This is a genomic window from Burkholderia sp. CCA53 (assembly GCF_001685525.1).
Classification (GTDB): Bacteria; Pseudomonadota; Gammaproteobacteria; order Burkholderiales; family Burkholderiaceae; genus Burkholderia; species Burkholderia multivorans.
Genome location: NZ_BDDJ01000002.1, coordinates 2,300,330 through 2,317,321 on the forward strand (window position 1 = coordinate 2,300,330; position 16,992 = coordinate 2,317,321).

General features: G+C 67.7%; 15 protein-coding genes. 7 read left to right on the forward strand and 8 right to left on the reverse strand.

The window, feature by feature from the left end:
- Nucleotides 1-102: 102 nt before the first annotated feature.
- Both codA and BCR55_RS26390 read right to left on the reverse strand, forming a co-directional pair.
- Nucleotides 103-1,344 carry a cytosine deaminase gene (gene codA, locus BCR55_RS26385; RefSeq protein ID WP_065496580.1) on the reverse strand — a complete coding sequence of 414 codons (1,242 nt, stop codon included), beginning with the start codon at nt 1,342-1,344 and terminating at the stop codon, nt 103-105.
- 118 nt (nt 1,345-1,462) lie between these two features.
- Nucleotides 1,463-1,924: a VOC family protein gene (locus BCR55_RS26390; protein WP_006403597.1), complete on the reverse strand. Its 462-nt coding sequence runs from the start codon at nt 1,922-1,924 to the stop codon at nt 1,463-1,465.
- A 288-nt stretch (nt 1,925-2,212) separates the two neighbouring features.
- Here BCR55_RS26390 and BCR55_RS26395 point away from each other — a divergent pair, with 288 nt between their 5' ends.
- Together BCR55_RS26395 and BCR55_RS26400 are read left to right on the forward strand one after the other, a co-directional pair.
- Nucleotides 2,213-3,355, forward strand: a complete 1,143-nt coding sequence (locus BCR55_RS26395) for a porin (RefSeq protein ID WP_065496582.1) — start codon at nt 2,213-2,215, stop codon at nt 3,353-3,355.
- Nucleotides 3,356-3,552: 197 nt separating this feature from the next.
- On the forward strand, nt 3,553-3,855 hold the full coding sequence (locus tag BCR55_RS26400) for a DUF4148 domain-containing protein (protein WP_006403599.1): 303 nt from the start codon (nt 3,553-3,555) through the stop codon (nt 3,853-3,855).
- A 149-nt stretch (nt 3,856-4,004) separates the two neighbouring features.
- Here the strand turns inward: BCR55_RS26400 and BCR55_RS26405 are convergent, their stop codons facing one another.
- Complete coding sequence (locus tag BCR55_RS26405; RefSeq protein ID WP_006403600.1) at nt 4,005-4,952, reverse strand: LysR family transcriptional regulator; 948 nt, start codon at nt 4,950-4,952, stop codon at nt 4,005-4,007.
- A gap of 199 nt (nt 4,953-5,151) precedes the next feature.
- Here BCR55_RS26405 and BCR55_RS26410 point away from each other — a divergent pair, with 199 nt between their 5' ends.
- Both BCR55_RS26410 and BCR55_RS26415 read left to right on the forward strand, forming a co-directional pair.
- Nucleotides 5,152-7,335 (forward strand): FUSC family protein, encoded by a 2,184-nt coding sequence (locus BCR55_RS26410; protein WP_065496584.1) that lies wholly within the window; start codon nt 5,152-5,154, stop codon nt 7,333-7,335.
- Nucleotides 7,336-7,472: 137 nt separating this feature from the next.
- Nucleotides 7,473-7,682, forward strand: a complete 210-nt coding sequence (locus BCR55_RS26415) for a hypothetical protein (RefSeq protein ID WP_006403602.1) — start codon at nt 7,473-7,475, stop codon at nt 7,680-7,682.
- A gap of 111 nt (nt 7,683-7,793) precedes the next feature.
- Here the strand turns inward: BCR55_RS26415 and BCR55_RS26420 are convergent, their stop codons facing one another.
- Nucleotides 7,794-8,903 (reverse strand): P1 family peptidase, encoded by a 1,110-nt coding sequence (locus BCR55_RS26420; protein ID WP_065496586.1) that lies wholly within the window; start codon nt 8,901-8,903, stop codon nt 7,794-7,796.
- A 73-nt stretch (nt 8,904-8,976) separates the two neighbouring features.
- On the reverse strand, nt 8,977-10,383 hold the full coding sequence (locus BCR55_RS26425) for an APC family permease (RefSeq protein ID WP_035487711.1): 1,407 nt from the start codon (nt 10,381-10,383) through the stop codon (nt 8,977-8,979).
- Between the two features lie 123 nt (nt 10,384-10,506).
- Here BCR55_RS26425 and BCR55_RS26430 point away from each other — a divergent pair, with 123 nt between their 5' ends.
- Nucleotides 10,507-11,307 carry a LuxR C-terminal-related transcriptional regulator gene (locus BCR55_RS26430; RefSeq protein WP_006412258.1) on the forward strand — a complete coding sequence of 267 codons (801 nt, stop codon included), beginning with the start codon at nt 10,507-10,509 and terminating at the stop codon, nt 11,305-11,307.
- A 97-nt stretch (nt 11,308-11,404) separates the two neighbouring features.
- Here BCR55_RS26430 and BCR55_RS26435 read toward each other — a convergent pair whose 3' ends face one another.
- On the reverse strand, nt 11,405-12,256 hold the full coding sequence (locus BCR55_RS26435) for a dienelactone hydrolase family protein (RefSeq protein ID WP_059939604.1): 852 nt from the start codon (nt 12,254-12,256) through the stop codon (nt 11,405-11,407).
- 268 nt (nt 12,257-12,524) lie between these two features.
- On the opposite strand from BCR55_RS26435, the gene BCR55_RS26440 reads away from it, so the two are divergent.
- Nucleotides 12,525-12,899, forward strand: coding sequence for a hypothetical protein (locus tag BCR55_RS26440; protein WP_006397138.1), 375 nt, complete (start codon nt 12,525-12,527; stop codon nt 12,897-12,899).
- 82 nt (nt 12,900-12,981) lie between these two features.
- On the opposite strand, the gene BCR55_RS26445 is transcribed toward BCR55_RS26440, so the two are convergent.
- Together BCR55_RS26445 and BCR55_RS26450 are read right to left on the reverse strand one after the other, a co-directional pair.
- On the reverse strand, nt 12,982-14,499 hold the full coding sequence (locus BCR55_RS26445; protein WP_006403608.1) for a CoA-acylating methylmalonate-semialdehyde dehydrogenase: 1,518 nt from the start codon (nt 14,497-14,499) through the stop codon (nt 12,982-12,984).
- A 55-nt stretch (nt 14,500-14,554) separates the two neighbouring features.
- Nucleotides 14,555-15,913 (reverse strand): aspartate aminotransferase family protein, encoded by a 1,359-nt coding sequence (locus BCR55_RS26450; RefSeq protein ID WP_035487715.1) that lies wholly within the window; start codon nt 15,911-15,913, stop codon nt 14,555-14,557.
- A 105-nt stretch (nt 15,914-16,018) separates the two neighbouring features.
- On the opposite strand from BCR55_RS26450, the gene BCR55_RS26455 reads away from it, so the two are divergent.
- Nucleotides 16,019-16,984 (forward strand): LysR family transcriptional regulator, encoded by a 966-nt coding sequence (locus tag BCR55_RS26455; protein ID WP_035487718.1) that lies wholly within the window; start codon nt 16,019-16,021, stop codon nt 16,982-16,984.
- The last annotated feature ends 8 nt before the right edge of the window (nt 16,985-16,992 follow it).

Consider the following 16,992-nt stretch of genomic DNA (forward strand, 5'->3'; position numbering starts at 1 on the left):
CGCCGTCAGCACCGAATCGTAGGCGCGCGCCCACCATGAGACAAACGTATTTTTAGAATCGATTCATGCGCTCGACGAATACCGCTGCCGCCATGCCGGCGCTCAGCCCGGATACGCGATCCGCTCCGGCTCGCGCCGCATGATCACGTTGCCGTGCCGGATCGACAGCGTCGCCTTCGCTTGCCGGCGCACGGCCTCGTAATCGCTGTCGGCGTCGAGCACGACGAGATTCGCCGGCCGGCCGACGGCGATCCCGTATCCCTCGCCGAGCTGCAGCGCGGTCGCACTGTGATCGGTGACGAAATCGAGGCACCGCTGCAGATCGCGATAGCCCATCATGTGGCAGATATGCAGGCCCGCATCGAGCACACGCAGGATGTTGCCGTTGCCGAGCGGATACCACGGATCCTGGATCGAGTCCTGGCCGAAACAGACGTTCAGCCCCGCCCGGTCGAGCTCCGCGACGCGCGTGACGCCGCGCCGCTTCGGAAACGTATCGAAGCGCCCTTGCAGATGAATGCTCTCGGTCGGGCACGAGACGAAGTTGAGCCCCGCGCGCGCGAGCAGCCGAAACAGCTTCGAGCAATACGCGTTGTCGTACGAGCCCATCGCGGTGGTGTGGCTGGCCGTCACGCGCGCGCCCATCCCGCGCACGCGCGTTTCTTCGGCGAGCACTTCGAGAAAGCGCGAATGCGGATCGTCGGTTTCGTCGCAATGCACGTCGACGAGGCAGCCCGTGCGCTCCGCGAGATCCATCAGAAAGCGGATCGAACTGACGCCCTGCTCGCGCGTGTTCTCGAAATGGGGAATCCCGCCGACGACGTCCGCGCCGATCTCGACCGCCTGCTCCATCAGCGCGCGGCCGCCCTCGAACGATTCGATCCCCTCCTGCGGAAACGCGACGATCTGCAGGTCGATCCAGCCGCGCGCCTCGTCCTTCACTTCGCGCATCGCCTTCAGCGCGGCGAGCGACGGATCGGTCACGTCGACGTGCGTGCGCACGTGCTGAATTCCGTGATCGCGCAGCATCGCGATCGCCGCGTGCGCTCGCGCCTTCGTGTCGTCATGCGTGATCGTCACCTTGCGCTCGGCCCAGCGCTCGATGCCTTCGAACAGCGTGCCGCTCATGTTCCATGCGGGCTCGCCGGCCGTCAGCACCGCATCGAGATGGATGTGCGGTTCGACGAGCGGCGGGATCGCGAGGCGACCGCCCGCGTCGAGATCGTCGGCGCCGGTCGGTGCAATCGGCGCAGGCTGCGCGTCGATTCGCGCGATCGTGCCGGCGTCGATGCCGATCGTAAACAGCCCGTCGCGGCCGCGCAGGCGTGCATTGAACAGATTCATGCGGAACTCTCCTCGTGGATGCGGAGCGGCCGCGCGCGCATCGACGCGCGCCGCGGCAGCCGGATGCGGTGAACCCGATCGAACGAACACGGGTGAACCGGACGCGCGATGCCGCCCGTCACGACCACCCTTCGAATTTGAGTCCCGTTTGCGCGGCGGCTTCTTCCGGCGTCACGTCGCGCACGTGCTCGCCGAAGGTCCATACGTGCATCTCGGGATCGCGCGCGCGATACGTGCGGTCGCCGTAGAACTGGTCGGCCGGCTCCTGCAGGATGTCCGCGCCGGCCTGCCGCGCGCGCTCGCAGTGCGCGTCGATGCCGGTCGCGAGCTGCACGTGCACGCTCTGCGTGTTGCGGCCGCCGACGTCCGGCGGGCTCGCGACGAACTCGGCCCAGTAGCCGCCGATCATCACGACGCCGCCCGCGTGCGTCAGTTCGGCATGCGTGACCTGGCCGTCGGGCGTATAGACGACGATCCCGCGCCCGAAGCCGAACGCGCGCTCCAGCCATTCGAGCGCGGCACGCGGATCGCGGTAGTAGACGGCGGGACTGATCGGCGGAAGGGGCGCTGGCGTGGGCATCGTTGCCTCCAATCGGTGGGGACGACACCCATTCTCCGCGCGTCGATCGCGCCGATCAACCGTCGTCGGCCGACGCACGCGTGTTGCGGCGATGCGACAGCGGAACCCTGTGCGCGGCGCGCCGTTGCGCGACAACGGCCCGCATCGCTCGCGCGCCGCTCGACGTGTCGGTTTTGTGAACGACTCTTGTTCGATCCGCAAAGGACCGCTCGCCCGCACGCGCGCCGCACGCACGGTGCGCGTTCCTATACTTGCGCCCGTTTCGATCCCACACGCAGGAGTCTTGAGATGAAGAAAACGCTTATTGCCGGCGCATCGGCCGCCGCATTGTTCGCCCCGGTCGTCCACGCGCAAAGCGCCGTCACGTTGTACGGGCTGATCGACGCCGGCATCGCGTATACGAACAACGCGAACGGCGCGTCGCTGTGGCGCATGACCAGCGGCACGATCAACGGCAGCCGCATCGGCTTTCGCGGCACCGAGGACCTCGGCGGCGGCCTGAAAGCACTGTTCGTGCTTGAAAACGGCTTCAACGCGAACAACGGCGCGCTCGGTCAGGACGGCAAGCTGTTCGGCCGTCACGCGTACGTCGGGCTCATGCACGACGCGTACGGCACGCTGACGCTCGGCCGCCAGTACGACACGATGGTCGACTTCGTCGCGCCGCTGTCGGCAACGGCCGGCGATTTCGGCGATGCCGGCTTCGCGCATCCGTTCGACAACGACAACCTGAACCATTCGCTGCGCATCAACAACGCCGTCAAGTACACGAGCCCGACGGTAGCGGGCTTCAAGTTCGGCGCGATGTACGCGTTTTCGAATGCGACGAACTTCGGCGCGAATCGCGCGTACAGCGCGGCCGTCAGCTATACGAACGGCCCGCTGAAACTTGCCGGCGCCTACCTGCAGATGAACGGCACCAAGGGCACGACGAGCGCGAGCCCCGGCGCGACCGATGCGGCCGAAGCGAAAGGCGTGAATCAGGGCGGCTGGTCGATCGGCGCCGACCGCATGCGCTCGTACGGCGGCGGCATCGGCTACACGTTCGGGCCCGCGACGGTCGGCTTCGTCTATACGCGCGCGCAGTACGACAACACCGGCGCGTTCGGCTCGACCGGCCAGATCGCGTTCAACAACTTCGACGTGAACCTGCGCTATGCGCTCACGCCGGCCTTCAGCCTCGGCGCCGCCTATGTCTACACCGACGCCAGCGTGTCGAACCCGGACAGCCGGCACGGCACCGATCCGAAATGGCATCAGGTCGACCTGCAGGCCGTCTACAAGCTGTCGCGCCGCACCGACGTCTATGCGGAAGCGATGTACCAGCACGCGTCCGGCCGCGGCTACCAGGCATTCATCAACGGGTCCGGCGGCGCGTCGAGCACGCCGAATCAGATCGTCGGCACGATCGGGATGCGCACGCGGTTCTGACGCGAACACGCGCGTCGGCGGCGCACGCGTACCGGCGCGCGTGCGCCGCCGACGCCAATGTTGCGCGCGCTGGAAGGGAGCTTGCACGGAATCGGGCTGTTTGCGCGCGGCCGCGCTTCGTAGACTGACGTCGAATCATCGTTCGAGCCGACCGGCCGAGGCCGCGCCGAACGCTCTTTTTCCTACAGGAGAACATCGTGAAATCGCTCGTCGTCACCGCTACTGCCGCCGTTCTGCTCGCCGCACCGGCGCTGTCGTTCGCGCAAGCCGCGAAGTCGCCCGTCACGCGCGCGCAGGTGCTGCAGGAGCTGTACGACCTCGAGTCGGTCGGCTACAACCCGGCGCTCGGCGACGCGGGCAACTATCCCGACGACCTGCTCGCCGCACAGCAACGGCTCGAAGCGAAGCGCATCGCCGAACGCAAGGTCGCGCAGACCGCGTACGGTCCGGCCGGCGTCGCGACGACCGAATCGGGTCCGGCCGCGAAGCCGACGCGCTGAGCGCACTGAGCGCACGATGAGCGGCGCCGCAGGCGAACCTTCGATCGCGTACGCGGCGTCGGTCGCGCCGCGACGAAACCTGCCGCGCGCGGCGCTTCAACGTTGCCGTTCCATTGCGCGCCGCGTGCCGCTGCGCGCCGCAATCGCCGTCATGCGGGCTGCGATGCGCGACCGATCGCGTTCAGCGTATCGACGTCGCGCTCGATCATCGCGGGCACCTGTGCGCGCAGCAGTTCGACCCACGTGCGCACCTTCGCGTCGATGTAGCGGCGCGACGGATAGAGCGCATACACGTTCATCTTCTGCAGGATGTGCTCGGGCAGCACGCGCACGAGCGTGCCGTCGCTCAGCGCATCGATCGCGGCATAGAGCGGCAGCATGCCGATCCCGATCCCGTCGCGAATCGCGAGCGCGAGCGATTCGGCCGTATTCGTCTGCACCGGCCCGCTTACGTGAATCTGCTCGACGCCGTCCGGCCCTTCGAGCACCCACTCGTGCGTCGGGAACGCGGGCGTGCGCAGCGTCAGGCAGGCATGCGCGGCGAGTTCCTGCGGGCGTGCCGGCGCGCCGTGCCGCCGCACGTAGTCGGGCGACGCGCAGAGAATGCTGAACGTCGAGCCGAGCAGGTGCGACACGAGCTCCGAATCGGGCAGCGACGACGCCGTGACGACCGCCATGTCGCTCGTACCGTCGAACAGGTCCGGCATCCGCTGCGACAGCGACAGCTCGATCGACACCTCCGGATACTGCGCGTGATAGCGCGTGAGCGCCGGCAAGACATAGTGATGCCCGACGCTTGCAAAGCTGTGCATCCGCAGCACGCCCGCCGGCCGCTCGTGCGCGCAGCTGGCCTCTTCTTCCGCGCGATCGACGTCCGCGAGGATTTGCCGGCAGCGCCGCAGATAGTTCTCGCCGGCCGACGTGAGCGCGAGACGACGCGTCGAGCGATTCATCAGACGGGTGCGCAGCCGCGCCTCGAGCTCCGACACCGCGCGCGACATCGCGCCGGTCGTCGAATTCAGCGATTGCGCGGCCGCGGTGAAACTGCCCGTCTCGACCACGCGCGTAAACACCCGCATGTTTTGAAGCGTATCCATTCCTGTTCACACGTAGAGCGGAGCCGCCATTTTCCTCCAGCCTGTGCGGCAGATTGTTACTTGCGCTGCAACTATCGTTTCCCCGCAGCTGCGTTAATGCCGGCCGGCCGCGCTCCTACAATCGGCGCCTCATCAGTCGAACGGGCACGTTCGCAGGCGCTGCGGCAACGGCCCGGCGCGCGGCGCGCCCCCTCCTTTCATGAAGCCACATTCTGCGATCGAGCGATCTTCCGTCGAACCGCCACGATGGAGCGCCCGGCTCGATCCGCTCGGCAAGGCCGCACGCGACTGGGCTGCCACCGACGGGATGATCTGGCTGCATCTCGCGAAAACCGTGCTGGCCGCGCTGCTCGCGATGGGCATTGCGATGCGCCTTGAAATGTCGCAGCCGCGCACGGCGATGACGACCGTCTTCGTGCTGATGCAGCCGATGTCCGGCATGGTGTTCGCGAAAAGCTTTTATCGCGTGCTCGGCACGGCCGCCGGCCTCGTCGCCGCACTCGCGCTCGGCGGCCTGTTCGCGCAGCAGCCCGAGCTCTATATGGCCGGTATCACGCTGTGGATCGGCGGCTGCATCGCACTCGCGGTCCGCTATCGCCATTTCCGCTGGTACGGCTTCGTGCTCGCCGGTTATACGGCCGCGCTGATCGGCCTGCCGGCCGTGATGACGCCGCAGACGCTGTTCGAATCCGCATTGACGCGCGCCGGCGAAGTCGCGCTCGGCATCGCCTGCTCGGGCGCGGTCAGTGCGCTGATCTTGCCGCTCAGCGCCGCGAAGGCGTTGATGCGTTCGCTGAGCGCGCGTCATGCGAATTTCCCGGCGTTCGCGGTCGATGCGCTCGTCGGCGACGTCGCGCGCGGCGATCTCGAGCGCCGCTTCGCCGATTTCGTCGACGAGATCGTCGGCTTCGAGGCGAACCGCGCATTCGCGTCTTTCGAGGATCCGCACATGCGTGCGCGCAGCCGCCGGCTCGCGCGGCTGAACAGCGAATTCATGAATGCGTGCACGCGGCTGCACGCGCTGCATCAGCTGCTGAAGCGCGTGCGCGCGAACCGCGCCGACGCCGTGCTCGATGCGCTCGCGCCGCATATCGACGGGCTCGCGCAACGGCTTGCAGCGCTGCGCGACGAGCGCCGGCGCGGTGTCGCGTCGACGACGGGCGCGCTGCTCGAACTGCGCCGCTTTCACGGTGCGCTGCCGAAGGCGGCACGCGCGTCGCGGCGCGCAATCGAAGATCGTGCGGCCGGCGGGCTGCTCGACTTCGATACCGCGATCGAACTGATGTTCCGCTTCATCGGCGAGTATCTCGGCTATGCCGATACGTTCGCGTCGCTCGATCGGGACGACCACGCGCTCGAGCGTTCGGTCACGCGCTACGCGGTGAAGACCAATGCGTTCTTCATCGGCTTCACGTTTCTGCGCACGGTCGTCGCGGTCGGCGCAATGAGCTGCTTCTGGATCGCGTCGGAATGGCCGAGCGGCGCGCTCGCGGTAATCGCGACGGCGATCGCCTGCGCGCTCAGCTCGACGTCGCCGCGCGCATCGAAGTTCGTCGCGCAAATGGCTGCCGGCGCCGCGTGCGCGACCGCGGCCGGCTATCTGTTTCTCTGCTACGTGTATCCGAACATCGACGGCTTTCCGCTGTTATGCGCGGCGCTCGCGCCGGTGCTCGGCGTCGGCGCGTTCCTCGCGACGCGGCCCGGCCTGTCCGGCTACGGGATCGGCTTCGCGGTGTTCTTCTGCCTGCTCGCCGGCCCCGACAACACGATCGCCTATACCCCCGAGCTGCTCGTCAACAACGGGCTCGCCGTCGTCGCGGCGATGCTGATGTGCGCGATCGTGTTCGCGGTCGTGTTCCCGACGCACATGCCTTGGCTCACCGCACGCATCGCACACGATCTGCGGCGCCAGGTGACGCTCGCGTGCGAAGGCGCTCGCGACGGCCTGGCACAACGCTTTCAGTCGAGCACGCACGATCTGATGGCGCAGCTGCGCACGCTGCTCGTGCGGCGCACGCGCCAGCATCGCGACGCGCTGCGCTGGATGCTCGCGACGCTCGAAGTCGGTCATGCGGTGATCGACCTGCGCGACGAGTTGCACGCGTTCGGTGCCTCGAAGCCGCCGCAGATGCTGCAATGGACCGCGTCGATCGACCCGGTGCTGCACGACCTGCCGCGCTTTTTCGACGATCCGGCGCCGCACCGCCATGCGCGCACGCTGAAATCGGCGAATCTCGCGATCCGCGCCGCGCAGCATGCGCTGAACGCCTGGCATGCGGTGCCCGACGAGCGTCGCAGCATGCAGCGCATCGTCGGCTGCCTGCACTTCATCCGCAGCGCGCTGCTCGACAAGGATGCGCCGTACAACCGCGCGCGCCGCTGACGATCGATGCGCGCGCAACGGCATCGTTGTACACGATGGAAATATGCTCTCCAGCGCCGGTGATTAATCTTCAGGCAGCGCGCGCCTATAGTCGGGGCACTGCCAGCAGGACTGGCGATTACCCAGGAGAAGTCACCATGAAGCCGCTGCATCTCGCCGTCGTTGCCCTGTCCCTTGCCGCTGCCGTCGCTCACGCGCAACCGGCGCCGGCCGACGTGCCGCAACAGGCGACCCGTGCCGAATCGATGAAGGCCGCGGGCCGCCTCGACCGTTCGCAATCGAATCCGGAAGATCCGAATGCGTGCGTCGGCCCGGTCAGCTTCTGCAACGTCTACTTCGGCAGCTGAGCGGCGCACGGCCGGCGAGTTCGCGCCGCCGCCTGAGATGTCCGTGTCACACATGACCGGTCTGCATCGCGCGCCGATCGATCTCACGAACGCGCGCGTCGCCCCTTCGCGCTACACGCCGCGCCCCGGCCGCCAACCGACTTCGCGCAACGCGTCGAGCAGCCGCCCGTGCCCGATCGCTTCGACGCGCGCGCCACGCGATTCGACATCGCGCGCCGCAACCAGCGCATTGACGATCGCCTCCTCGACCGCTTCGGCGGCGGCGGCGAACAGCGCGGAAATATGGTCGTTGTTGACCATCTTCACGTTCGTCGTCGCCACGCCCTTACTGCCGTAGTTGGCAACCGGCAGCCCGTCGTTGCCGGTCGCGAACGCGAGGAAAATGTCGCCGCTCGAATCCTCGGTGCCACCGCCGACGCGTGCGAGCCCGACGCTCGCGCGCTGCGCAAGCCGCGTGCACTGATGCGGCAACAGCGGCGCATCGGTCGCGAGCGTCACGACGATCGAACCCATCCCGGCCTCGCCCTGCGCCTGCGGCGCGCGAAACGGCGAATGCACGTGGCGCAGCACGTCGCCGACCGGATAGCCGGCCACGCGCAGCATCTCGCGCACGCCGTAGTTCGCCTGCACGAGCGCGCCGACCGTCCAGCCGCCCACGTTCGCGGCGAGCACGCGCGATGCGGTGCCGATGCCGCCCTTGAACTCGTGACAGATCATGCCGGTCCCGCCGCCGACGCCGCCTTCGTCGACCGGCCCCGACCGTGCGGCCGCGAGTGCGGCGCGCACGTGCGACGCATCGACGTGCTGCCCCCAGATGTCGTTCAGCAGCCCGTCGTAGGTCTCCATCACGACCGGCATGCACCAGTACACGCGCCCGCGTGCCGCGTCGCGTTCGTTCGCGACGAGCGCGTCGCGCACCGCGCCGACGCTATGCGTGTTCGTATACGCGATCGGCGTCGTCAGCAGGCCGGCTTCGCGTATCCATTCGAGGCCGGTCGCGTCGCCGTTGCCGTTCAGCACGTGCACGCCGGCGAAACACGGCGAAGCGTGCGCCGCACCCGCGCGCGGCTCGATCACCGTCACGCCGGTTCGCACCGACGCGTCGCCGTCGTCGACGTTCAGCGTGCAGTGGCCGACGCGCACGCCCGGTACGTCCGTGATTGCGTTGAAGCGGCCCGGCGTGCCGAGTCCGATGCGAATGCCGAGATCCCTCGTGCGCATGATGCGAATCCTCCCGTGTGGCGGTTGTTTCAAAGCTCGCTAGAGTCGCTGTTCAAGCCGGCGGGCGCGATGCTCAAAGCGCGCGGAACGTGTCGCTGTGACGCGCCCATGCCGCGTACATCGCGAGCGCGGCGACCAGCAGCCCCGCGATGATCAGCAGATCGGTCGGCTTCGTCGCGCTCGACAGTGTCGTGTAGAGCGTGTAGGCGGCACCTGCCACCGCGACGAGCGGCGTCACGGGCCAGAGCGGCATCCGGTAATGATGCTCCACGTCGCGGCGCACGAGCCGGCTCGCGAGCGCCGCGAGCCCGACGACCAGATAGATCAGCAGCAGCAGGTCGACGGTGAACGCCGTCAGCTCGTCGAGGCTCGACACGAACACGAGGCCCGCGGACGGCACCGCGAGCGCGAGCGTCGCGAGCCACGGCGATTCGAAGCGCGGATGGATCGTCGAGAATGCGCGGTTGCACGTGCGCGACCAGAGCGCGTGCCGGCCGCTGCTGTACAGCAAGCGCCCCATCGCGATCACGATCGCGATGATCGCGTTGAACACCGACAGGAAGATGCCGCCGCTCACGACACGCGACACGACCGGATTGCTGAGCGAGCGCACGACATAGCCGATCGGATCGGCACTCTTCGCCATGTCGGTGAGCGACGGCGCGCCGATCACGATGGCCGCGAGCGGCACCAGTTCGACGACGAGAATCACGAGCAGCGAATAGAGCACGGCCTTCGCAACGTTGCGGTTGCCGCCGCGCAGGTCTTCCGCGAGATAGGCCGCCGAGCCGAAGCCGTTGTAGCAGAAGATCGCCGTGCCGATCGCCGGCACGATGGCGGCAAGCGTCGCCGGCACGAGCGCGTTGCCGCTCGCGACGACCGGCGCGATCAGCACGTCGGCGCCGCGATGCGGCGAACCGAAGCCGAGCGCCGCGATCAGCATCAGCACCGCAATCTCGACGAGCAGGAACGCACCGGTGATCCACGCATTGGTCTTGATGTTCAGCATGCCGAGCACGTAGCTGAGCAGCACGATCGTCAGCGCGACCGACTGGTTGCCGAAATGCGTGCCGAGCGCGCTGTTCAGGTACGGCGCGGCGCCGCTCGCGAGCACGGCCGGAATGAACACGCTGACGGACAGCACCGCGATGAAGGTCAGATAGCCGGGCAGCGTGCCGAACACGCGCTTGGCCATCACGTATTCGCCGCCCGCGCTGCGATGCGCGGCGCACAGCTCCGCATAGCAGAGCGCGAAGGCGAACGCGAGCACGCCGCCGAGCACGAACGACAGCACCGCACCGCTGCCGGCCTGCTGGATCGCGAACGGCGCGATCACGAAGATCGAGCTTGCGGGCGTCACGCCCGACACGGTGATCATCACCGCGTCGCGCACGCTCAAGGTCTGCGTCAGCGCGCGCGGCGCGTCGTGCGTGTCGGGCGTCGCTTGCAGCGTGCCCGTGGATTCCGACATCATCGCCATCTCGTTCTCCTATGCTGCGCTTTTTTGAACGCCCATACTCGGGCCGGTGAATTGCGTGGCAGTCTAGGAAGCCAAATTCAGGACCGCTATTCCCCCTTCGTGTTACGCCCTTCGGTAGTTGGCATGGACCGTCTGTTTTCCGAAATCGCGATGCATCAGGCGCTCGGCCGTACGATCGACCATCTCGGCCAGCCGCGCTTCTGGCGTTTTCTCGTACTGCTGCTCAACGAGATGGTGCCGTTCGACAACGCGCTCGCGACCGCGATCGGCCGCGACGGCGTGCCGCTCGTGCTCGACGAATACGATGCGGGCGGCAGCGACAGCGCGTCGCCGGTGCCGCTCTACCTGAACGGGTTATATCTGCTCGATCCGTTCCTGCAGGCCGCGCACGACGGGCTCGCCGACGGCTGCTACCGGCTCGAGGAAGTCGCGCCGGACCTGTTCCGGCAGAGCGAGTATTTCCTCAGCTACTTTCGCGATGCAGTCGGCGACGACGAAATCCAGATCCTCGTGCGCCCGAACGCCGACACGCTGCTGTCACTGTCGCTCGGCGCGGCCGCGCGCTTCGACGTCGAGCCGCTCGGCAAGCTCACGGCCGCGATGCCGTGGGTGCTCGCGACGATGCGGCAGCACTGGCGCCTGATCGGCGACACCGCGCGCGCGACGCGCGACGACGATCTCGGCGCGCGCGTCGAGCATGCGCTCGCGCGCTTCGGCGCCGGCGTGCTGACCGATCGCGAGATGGCGATCGCGCGGATGGTGCTGCGCGGGAATTCGTCGAAGGCGATCGCGGAACGGCTCGCGATTTCACCGGAGACCGTGAAGGTGCATCGCCGCCACCTTTACGCGAAGCTCGGCATCTCGTCGCAGCCCGAACTGTTTTCGCGGTTCATCGAGGCGTTGGGCGAAGACGCCGCCCGATAAACGCGTCGAACGTGAAGGCCGAGTGCAGGCGGCTTGTCTGGTCGACGCGACGATGCAACGAACGACGTCGATGCACGGGCCGTGCCTTGCATGCTTGTCAGTTTCCGAGCAGATGCGCGCCGACGTAGTCGAGCACGCGCTGCTGGGCATCGGCACGCGCGGCCGGATCGGTACCTTCGATCGGCACGACACCCGCACGCGTCGTGAACGCCGGCACCGTATGCACCGGCATGTCGGGCCAGTCGAAATCGTGGTACGCGCCCGGATACGCATGAAACGTCGCATCGGTGCCCGGCGCGACCGAATCGAACAACGCCTTGCACGCGGCAAACGGCGACCATACGTCCTGTTCGCCGATCAGCACGAGCAAGGGCACCGTACTTTGCCACTCGGCGCCCTGCGCCTTCGTGCTGCAGCGTGCCGGATAGAACGCGACGGCCGCGCGAAAATCGCCGTCCGGCAGCGATGCGGGCCGGGCCGTGCTCGATGCGCGAATCGCGCTCAATACCGTGCCGCCGCCCTGCGACCAGCCGACGACGCCGATGCGGTCGGGCATCACCGTCTCGAGCGACTGCAGATACCGCAACGCACCATAGGCGTCGAACGGCCGCGCGCGATAGATCGCGGCGTCGAAGCTGGCGGGCGAGCACATCTGGCCGTGATGACGCGGCGTGAAGCTGTCGACTTCGAGCACCGTGATGCCCGCTGCGTTGAAGCGCGCGGCCCAGTCGCGTTCGCGCGCCGTCACGCGGCCCGAGCGCGCGAACATGCCCGCGCAGCCGTGCAGGAACACGAGCGCCGGATGACGGCCGGCGCCCGGTGCCGGAAACAGGTAGCCGTCGAGGATCGTCGCGGGCGGTCCGTCGGTCGACGGGAAATGAACGAGCGTCTGCGCGCTCGCGGCAGCACACGCGCAGCCCAGCATCGTCAGCATCAGCCACTTGCGCATCGGGAACTCCGGCGGAATCGGATCACTCCACAACGGCACCGGGCCGGAACGCGTTGACACGGCGCACCGCGCGACGCGAATCGGTTGTGCTCGCAGCGCCGCAAAAAACCGCCTATCGTGAAAGTAGCGCGCCGCTTGCCGCCACTCGACCCCGTGTCGCTCGCACCGGCGGGCGCGGCGCCGCGTTCCGGCACCATTCGCGCGTTCCGTGCGCACGCCGCCCGTGCGCGCGACGCGCGGCCGTCTACCGGACTACAAGGAGGGAATCATGAAAGCCGCGCTGCTCGTCAGCTCCGCCCTGCTCGCGATCGCCTCGGCCTCGGCGTCGGCCCAAGGCTCGATCACCAAAGTCGAAAACGGCGCGCTCGTCGCCGCGAACGGCATGACGGTCTACACGTTCGACAAGGACACGCCCAACGCCGGCACCAGCGCCTGCACCGGCCAGTGCGAAACCTTCTGGCCGCCGTACAAGGCCAGCGCGACCGACGTGCCGGTCGGCCCTTACACGATCGTCAAGCGCGACGACGGCAGCCCGCAATGGGCGTACAAGGGCAAGCCGCTGTACTTCTTCTCGAAGGACATGAAACAGGGCGACCGCAACGGCGACAACTTCAAGAACATGTGGCACCTGGTGACGCCGTAAGCGCCGCCCGTAAAAAAGCCCGCGCGGATCGGCCGATCCGTGCGGGCATGCGCCGCGCGACGCCATGCGCGCGACGTCGGCTTCAGCGGTTCGACGGGAAGCTGAACACCGTGCCTTCGCGCACGCCGGCCGACGGCCAGCGCTGCGTGATCGTCTTGCGCTTCGTATAGAAGCGCACGGCGTCCGGGCCGTATGCGTGCAGATCGCCGAACAGCGAGCGTTTCCAGCCGCCGAACGAGTGATACGCGACCGGCACCGGCAGCGGCACGTTGATGCCGACCATCCCGATCTGGATGTTGTCGCTGAAGTAGCGTGCCGCCTCGCCGTCGCGCGTGAACAGGCAGGTGCCGTTGCCGTACTCGTGCGCGTCGATCAGCGCCATCGCCTCGTCGAGCGACTTCAGGCGGATCACGCCGAGCACGGGCCCGAAGATCTCGTGCTGATAGATCGGCATGCCGGGCTTCACGTGGTCGAACAGGCACGGGCCGAGGTAGTAGCCGTTCTCGTGGCCGTCGACCTTCACCGCGCGGCCGTCGACGACGAGTGTCGCGCCGGCCTCGATGCCGGCCTCGACGAAGCCCGTCACCTTCTCGAAGTGCTGCTTCGTGACGAGCGGGCCCATGTCGACGCCTGCGCCGTTGCCCGGACCGACCTTCATCTTCGCGATTTCGGCCTTCAGCCCCGCGACGACGCGATCGCCCGTGTCCTCGCCGATCGCGACGACGAGCGGAATCGCCATGCAGCGCTCGCCGCACGACCCGTACGCGGCGCCCATCAGCGCGCTCACCGCATTGTCGATGTCCGCGTCGGGCATCACGACCGCGAAGTTCTTCGCGCCGCCGAGCGCCTGCACGCGCTTGCCGTGCGCGCAGCCGGTCGAGTAGATGTATTCGGCGATCGGCGTCGAGCCGACGAAGCTGACCGCCTTCACGCGCGGATCGGTCAGGATCGTGTCGACCGCTTCCTTGTCGCCGTTCACGACGTTCAGCACGCCGGGCGGCAGGCCGGCTTCGAGCGCGAGCTCGGCCATGCGCAGCGTCGACGACGGCGTGCGCTCGGACGGCTTCAGCACGAAGGTGTTGCCGCAGGCGACGGCCATCGGCCACATCCACAGCGGCACCATGACCGGGAAGTTGAACGGCGTGATGCCCGCGACGACGCCGAGCGCCTGGAACTCGCTCCACGAATCGATCGCGGGGCCGACGTTCTTGCTGTGCTCGCCCTTCAGCAGTTCGGGCACGTAGGTCGCGTACTCGACGTTCTCGATCCCGCGCTGCAGCTCGCCCATGGCGTCGGCGAGCACCTTGCCGTGTTCGGCCGTGATCAGCGCGCACAGCTCGTCCGCATGCTCCTCGAGCAGCGTCTTGAAGCGGCTCATCACGCGCGCGCGCTTCAGCGGCGGCGTATTGCGCCATGCGGGGAACGCGGCCTGCGCGGACGCGATCGCCGCTTCGACGGTCGCCTTGTCGGCGAGCGCGACGCTCTTGTCCGATTCGCCGGTCGCCGGGTCGAACACCGGCTGGACGCGGCTGCCGCCGTCGACGCGCTTGCCGTCGATCAGGTGGCCCAGCGTGGAAGTGACGTTGCTATCGTGTTTCATCGTTCAGACTCTTTCGTGAATTCAATTCAACGGTCGGGATCGTGCGGCGCGCGCCTCAGTCCACTTCGTTCAGCGCGTCGGACACCGCGTTGATCAGGTTGTCGATCTCGCGCTTTTCGGCGATGAACGGCGGCGCGAGCTGGATTGTGTCGCCGCCGTAGCGCACATAGAAGCCCTTCGCCCAGCAGCGCATCGCGATCTCGTACGGACGGCGCGCCGGTTCGCCCGGCAGCGCGGCGATCGTCAGGCCGGCCGCGAGCCCGTAGTTGCGGATGTCGGCGATATGACGCTGGCCCTTCAGCCCGTGCACGGCCGCCTCGAAATGCGGCGCGAGCTCGCGCACGCGCGCCACGGCATCTTCCTTCACGAGCAGGTCGAGCGCCGCGACACCGGCCGCGCAGGCGACCGGGTGCGCCGAGTACGTGTAGCCGTGCGGGAATTCGAGCATGTACTCGGGGCCGCCCGCGGCCATGAACGTGTCGTAGATTTCCTTGGTCGCGACCACGCCGCCGAGCGGCTGCACGCCGTTCGTCACCTGTTTCGCGAAGTTCATGATGTCGGGCGTCACGCCGAACGCTTCCGCGCCCGTCATCGCGCCGGCGCGGCCGAAGCCCGTGATGACTTCGTCGAAGATCAGCAGGATGTCGTGCGCGGTGCAGATCTCGCGCAGCCGCTGCAGGTAGCCTTGCGGCGGGATGATCACGCCGGCCGAGCCCGCGAACGGCTCGACGATCACGGCGGCGATGTTCGACGCGTCGTGCAGCGCGATCAGATCGAGCAGGCGATCGGCGAGTTCCGCGCCGCGCTCGGGCATGCCGCGCGAGAACTTGTTTTCGGCCAGCTGCGTATGCGGCAGGAAATCGGCGTCGAGTCCTTGGCCGAACAGCTTGCGGTTCGGCCCGATGCCGCCGACCGAGATGCCGCCGAAGTTCACGCCGTGATAGCCCTTCTCGCGGCCGATCAGCCGCGTCTTCGTGCCCTTGCCTTTCGCGCGCCAGTACGCGCGCGCCATCTTCAGGGACGTGTCGGCCGCTTCCGAGCCCGAGCCCGTGAAGAACACGTAGTCGAGACCGGCCGGCGTCAGTTCCTTGATCCGGTTCGCGAGCTCGAACGACTTCGGATGGCCGAACTGGAATGCCGGCGCGTAGTCGAGCTGCGCGACCTGGCGGCTCACCGCTTCGACGATTTCGCCGCGGCCATGACCGAGGCCCGTACACCAGAGGCCGGACAGCCCGTCGAAGATCTTGCGGCCTTCGGCGTCGGTGTAGTACGCGCCCTTGCCGGAGACGATCATGCGCGGGTCGGACTTGAACTGGCGGTTCGCCGTAAACGGCATCCAGTGCGCGTCGAGCCAGGCGGCGTCGGTGCGCACGGGCGTCTGTTCCTGTTGCGGAGCGGTGATGGTGTCGGTCATGTCGGTCGGCGCGGCGCGCCCCTCCTCCTCGTGATGATGTTGCGCATTGTCGGGACGCCAATTAGTCTTTTGAATATCGCAATATCAATGTTCACTTGCGCAACTATGCAAGCAAAGAAACCGAAGAGCCGCGCGCTGCTCGGGCAGCTCAGCGACATGGATCTGCGGCTGCTGCGGGTCTTCAAGGGCGTCGTCCAGTGCGGCGGAATGGCGGCGGCCGAACTGGAACTGAATATCGGCATCTCGACGATCAGCCGGCACGTGAAGGATCTCGAGACGCGGCTCGGGCTCGTGCTGTGCCGGCGGGGCCGCGCCGGCTTCACGCTGACGCCCGAAGGCCAGACCGTCTACGAGGAGACGCTGCGGCTGCTCGCGTCGATGGAGGCGTTTCGCAGCCGGATCGACGGCATTCACGACCGGATGGGCGGCGAACTGCACGTCGCGGTGTTCGACAAGACCGCGACGAATCCGAACGCGCGGCTCGGCGACGCGATCCGCCAGTTCGCGGACGAGGCGCCCGACGTCGCGCTGAACCTGCACGTCGCGTCGATCAACGAGGTCGAACGCGGGATCATCGACGGCAGTTATCAGGTCGGGATCATCCCCGCCCACCGCAGCTCGGGCAGCCTCGTCTATTCGGAACTGTTCGACGAACGGATGCTGCTGTACTGCGGCCGTCAGCATCCGCTGTTCGATGCGCCGCACGGCAAGCTGACCTGGACGACGATCCGCAACCACGCGTTCGCCGGGCTCGGCTTCCATTCGCCGAACATGGAGCTCAGCCATCGCGCGAAGCTCACGCGCAGCGCGACCGCGTCCGACCAGGAATCGATCGCGACGCTGATTCTGTCGGGGCGCTATCTCGGCTTCCTGCCCGACCATTACGCGGAAAGCTTCGAGAAAAAGGGGCTGATGCAGCCGGTCGCGCCGCATCGCTTCAATTACCTGTGCCGCTTCGTCAGCCTGCTGCGGCGCTCGCCGCGGCCGTCGCGCGCCGCGCTGCTGTTCCAGTCGTGCCTCGAAGCCGCGCACGCGGCGCCGCGCGGGGAGCCGCGCGGCAGCGCGTCGTAGCGGCGCGC

Excerpts from the sequence above, each read along its gene's own strand:
- BCR55_RS26430 (WP_006412258.1), top strand. The coding sequence starts at position 10,507 with ATGGACCGTCTGTTTTCCGAAATCGCGATGCATCAGGCGCTCGGCCGT.
- BCR55_RS26395 (WP_065496582.1), top strand. The coding sequence starts at position 2,213 with ATGAAGAAAACGCTTATTGCCGGCGCATCGGCCGCCGCATTGTTCGCC.
- BCR55_RS26390 (WP_006403597.1), bottom strand. The coding sequence starts at position 1,924 with ATGCCCACGCCAGCGCCCCTTCCGCCGATCAGTCCCGCCGTCTACTAC.
- BCR55_RS26410 (WP_065496584.1), top strand. The coding sequence starts at position 5,152 with ATGAAGCCACATTCTGCGATCGAGCGATCTTCCGTCGAACCGCCACGA.
- BCR55_RS26450 (WP_035487715.1), bottom strand. The coding sequence starts at position 15,913 with ATGACCGACACCATCACCGCTCCGCAACAGGAACAGACGCCCGTGCGC.
- BCR55_RS26445 (WP_006403608.1), bottom strand. The coding sequence starts at position 14,499 with ATGAAACACGATAGCAACGTCACTTCCACGCTGGGCCACCTGATCGAC.
- BCR55_RS26405 (WP_006403600.1), bottom strand. The coding sequence starts at position 4,952 with ATGGATACGCTTCAAAACATGCGGGTGTTTACGCGCGTGGTCGAGACG.
- BCR55_RS26440 (WP_006397138.1), top strand. The coding sequence starts at position 12,525 with ATGAAAGCCGCGCTGCTCGTCAGCTCCGCCCTGCTCGCGATCGCCTCG.
- codA (WP_065496580.1), bottom strand. The coding sequence starts at position 1,344 with ATGAATCTGTTCAATGCACGCCTGCGCGGCCGCGACGGGCTGTTTACG.
- BCR55_RS26415 (WP_006403602.1), top strand. The coding sequence starts at position 7,473 with ATGAAGCCGCTGCATCTCGCCGTCGTTGCCCTGTCCCTTGCCGCTGCC.
- BCR55_RS26425 (WP_035487711.1), bottom strand. The coding sequence starts at position 10,383 with ATGGCGATGATGTCGGAATCCACGGGCACGCTGCAAGCGACGCCCGAC.
- BCR55_RS26455 (WP_035487718.1), top strand. The coding sequence starts at position 16,019 with ATGCAAGCAAAGAAACCGAAGAGCCGCGCGCTGCTCGGGCAGCTCAGC.
- BCR55_RS26435 (WP_059939604.1), bottom strand. The coding sequence starts at position 12,256 with ATGCGCAAGTGGCTGATGCTGACGATGCTGGGCTGCGCGTGTGCTGCC.
- BCR55_RS26420 (WP_065496586.1), bottom strand. The coding sequence starts at position 8,903 with ATGCGCACGAGGGATCTCGGCATTCGCATCGGACTCGGCACGCCGGGC.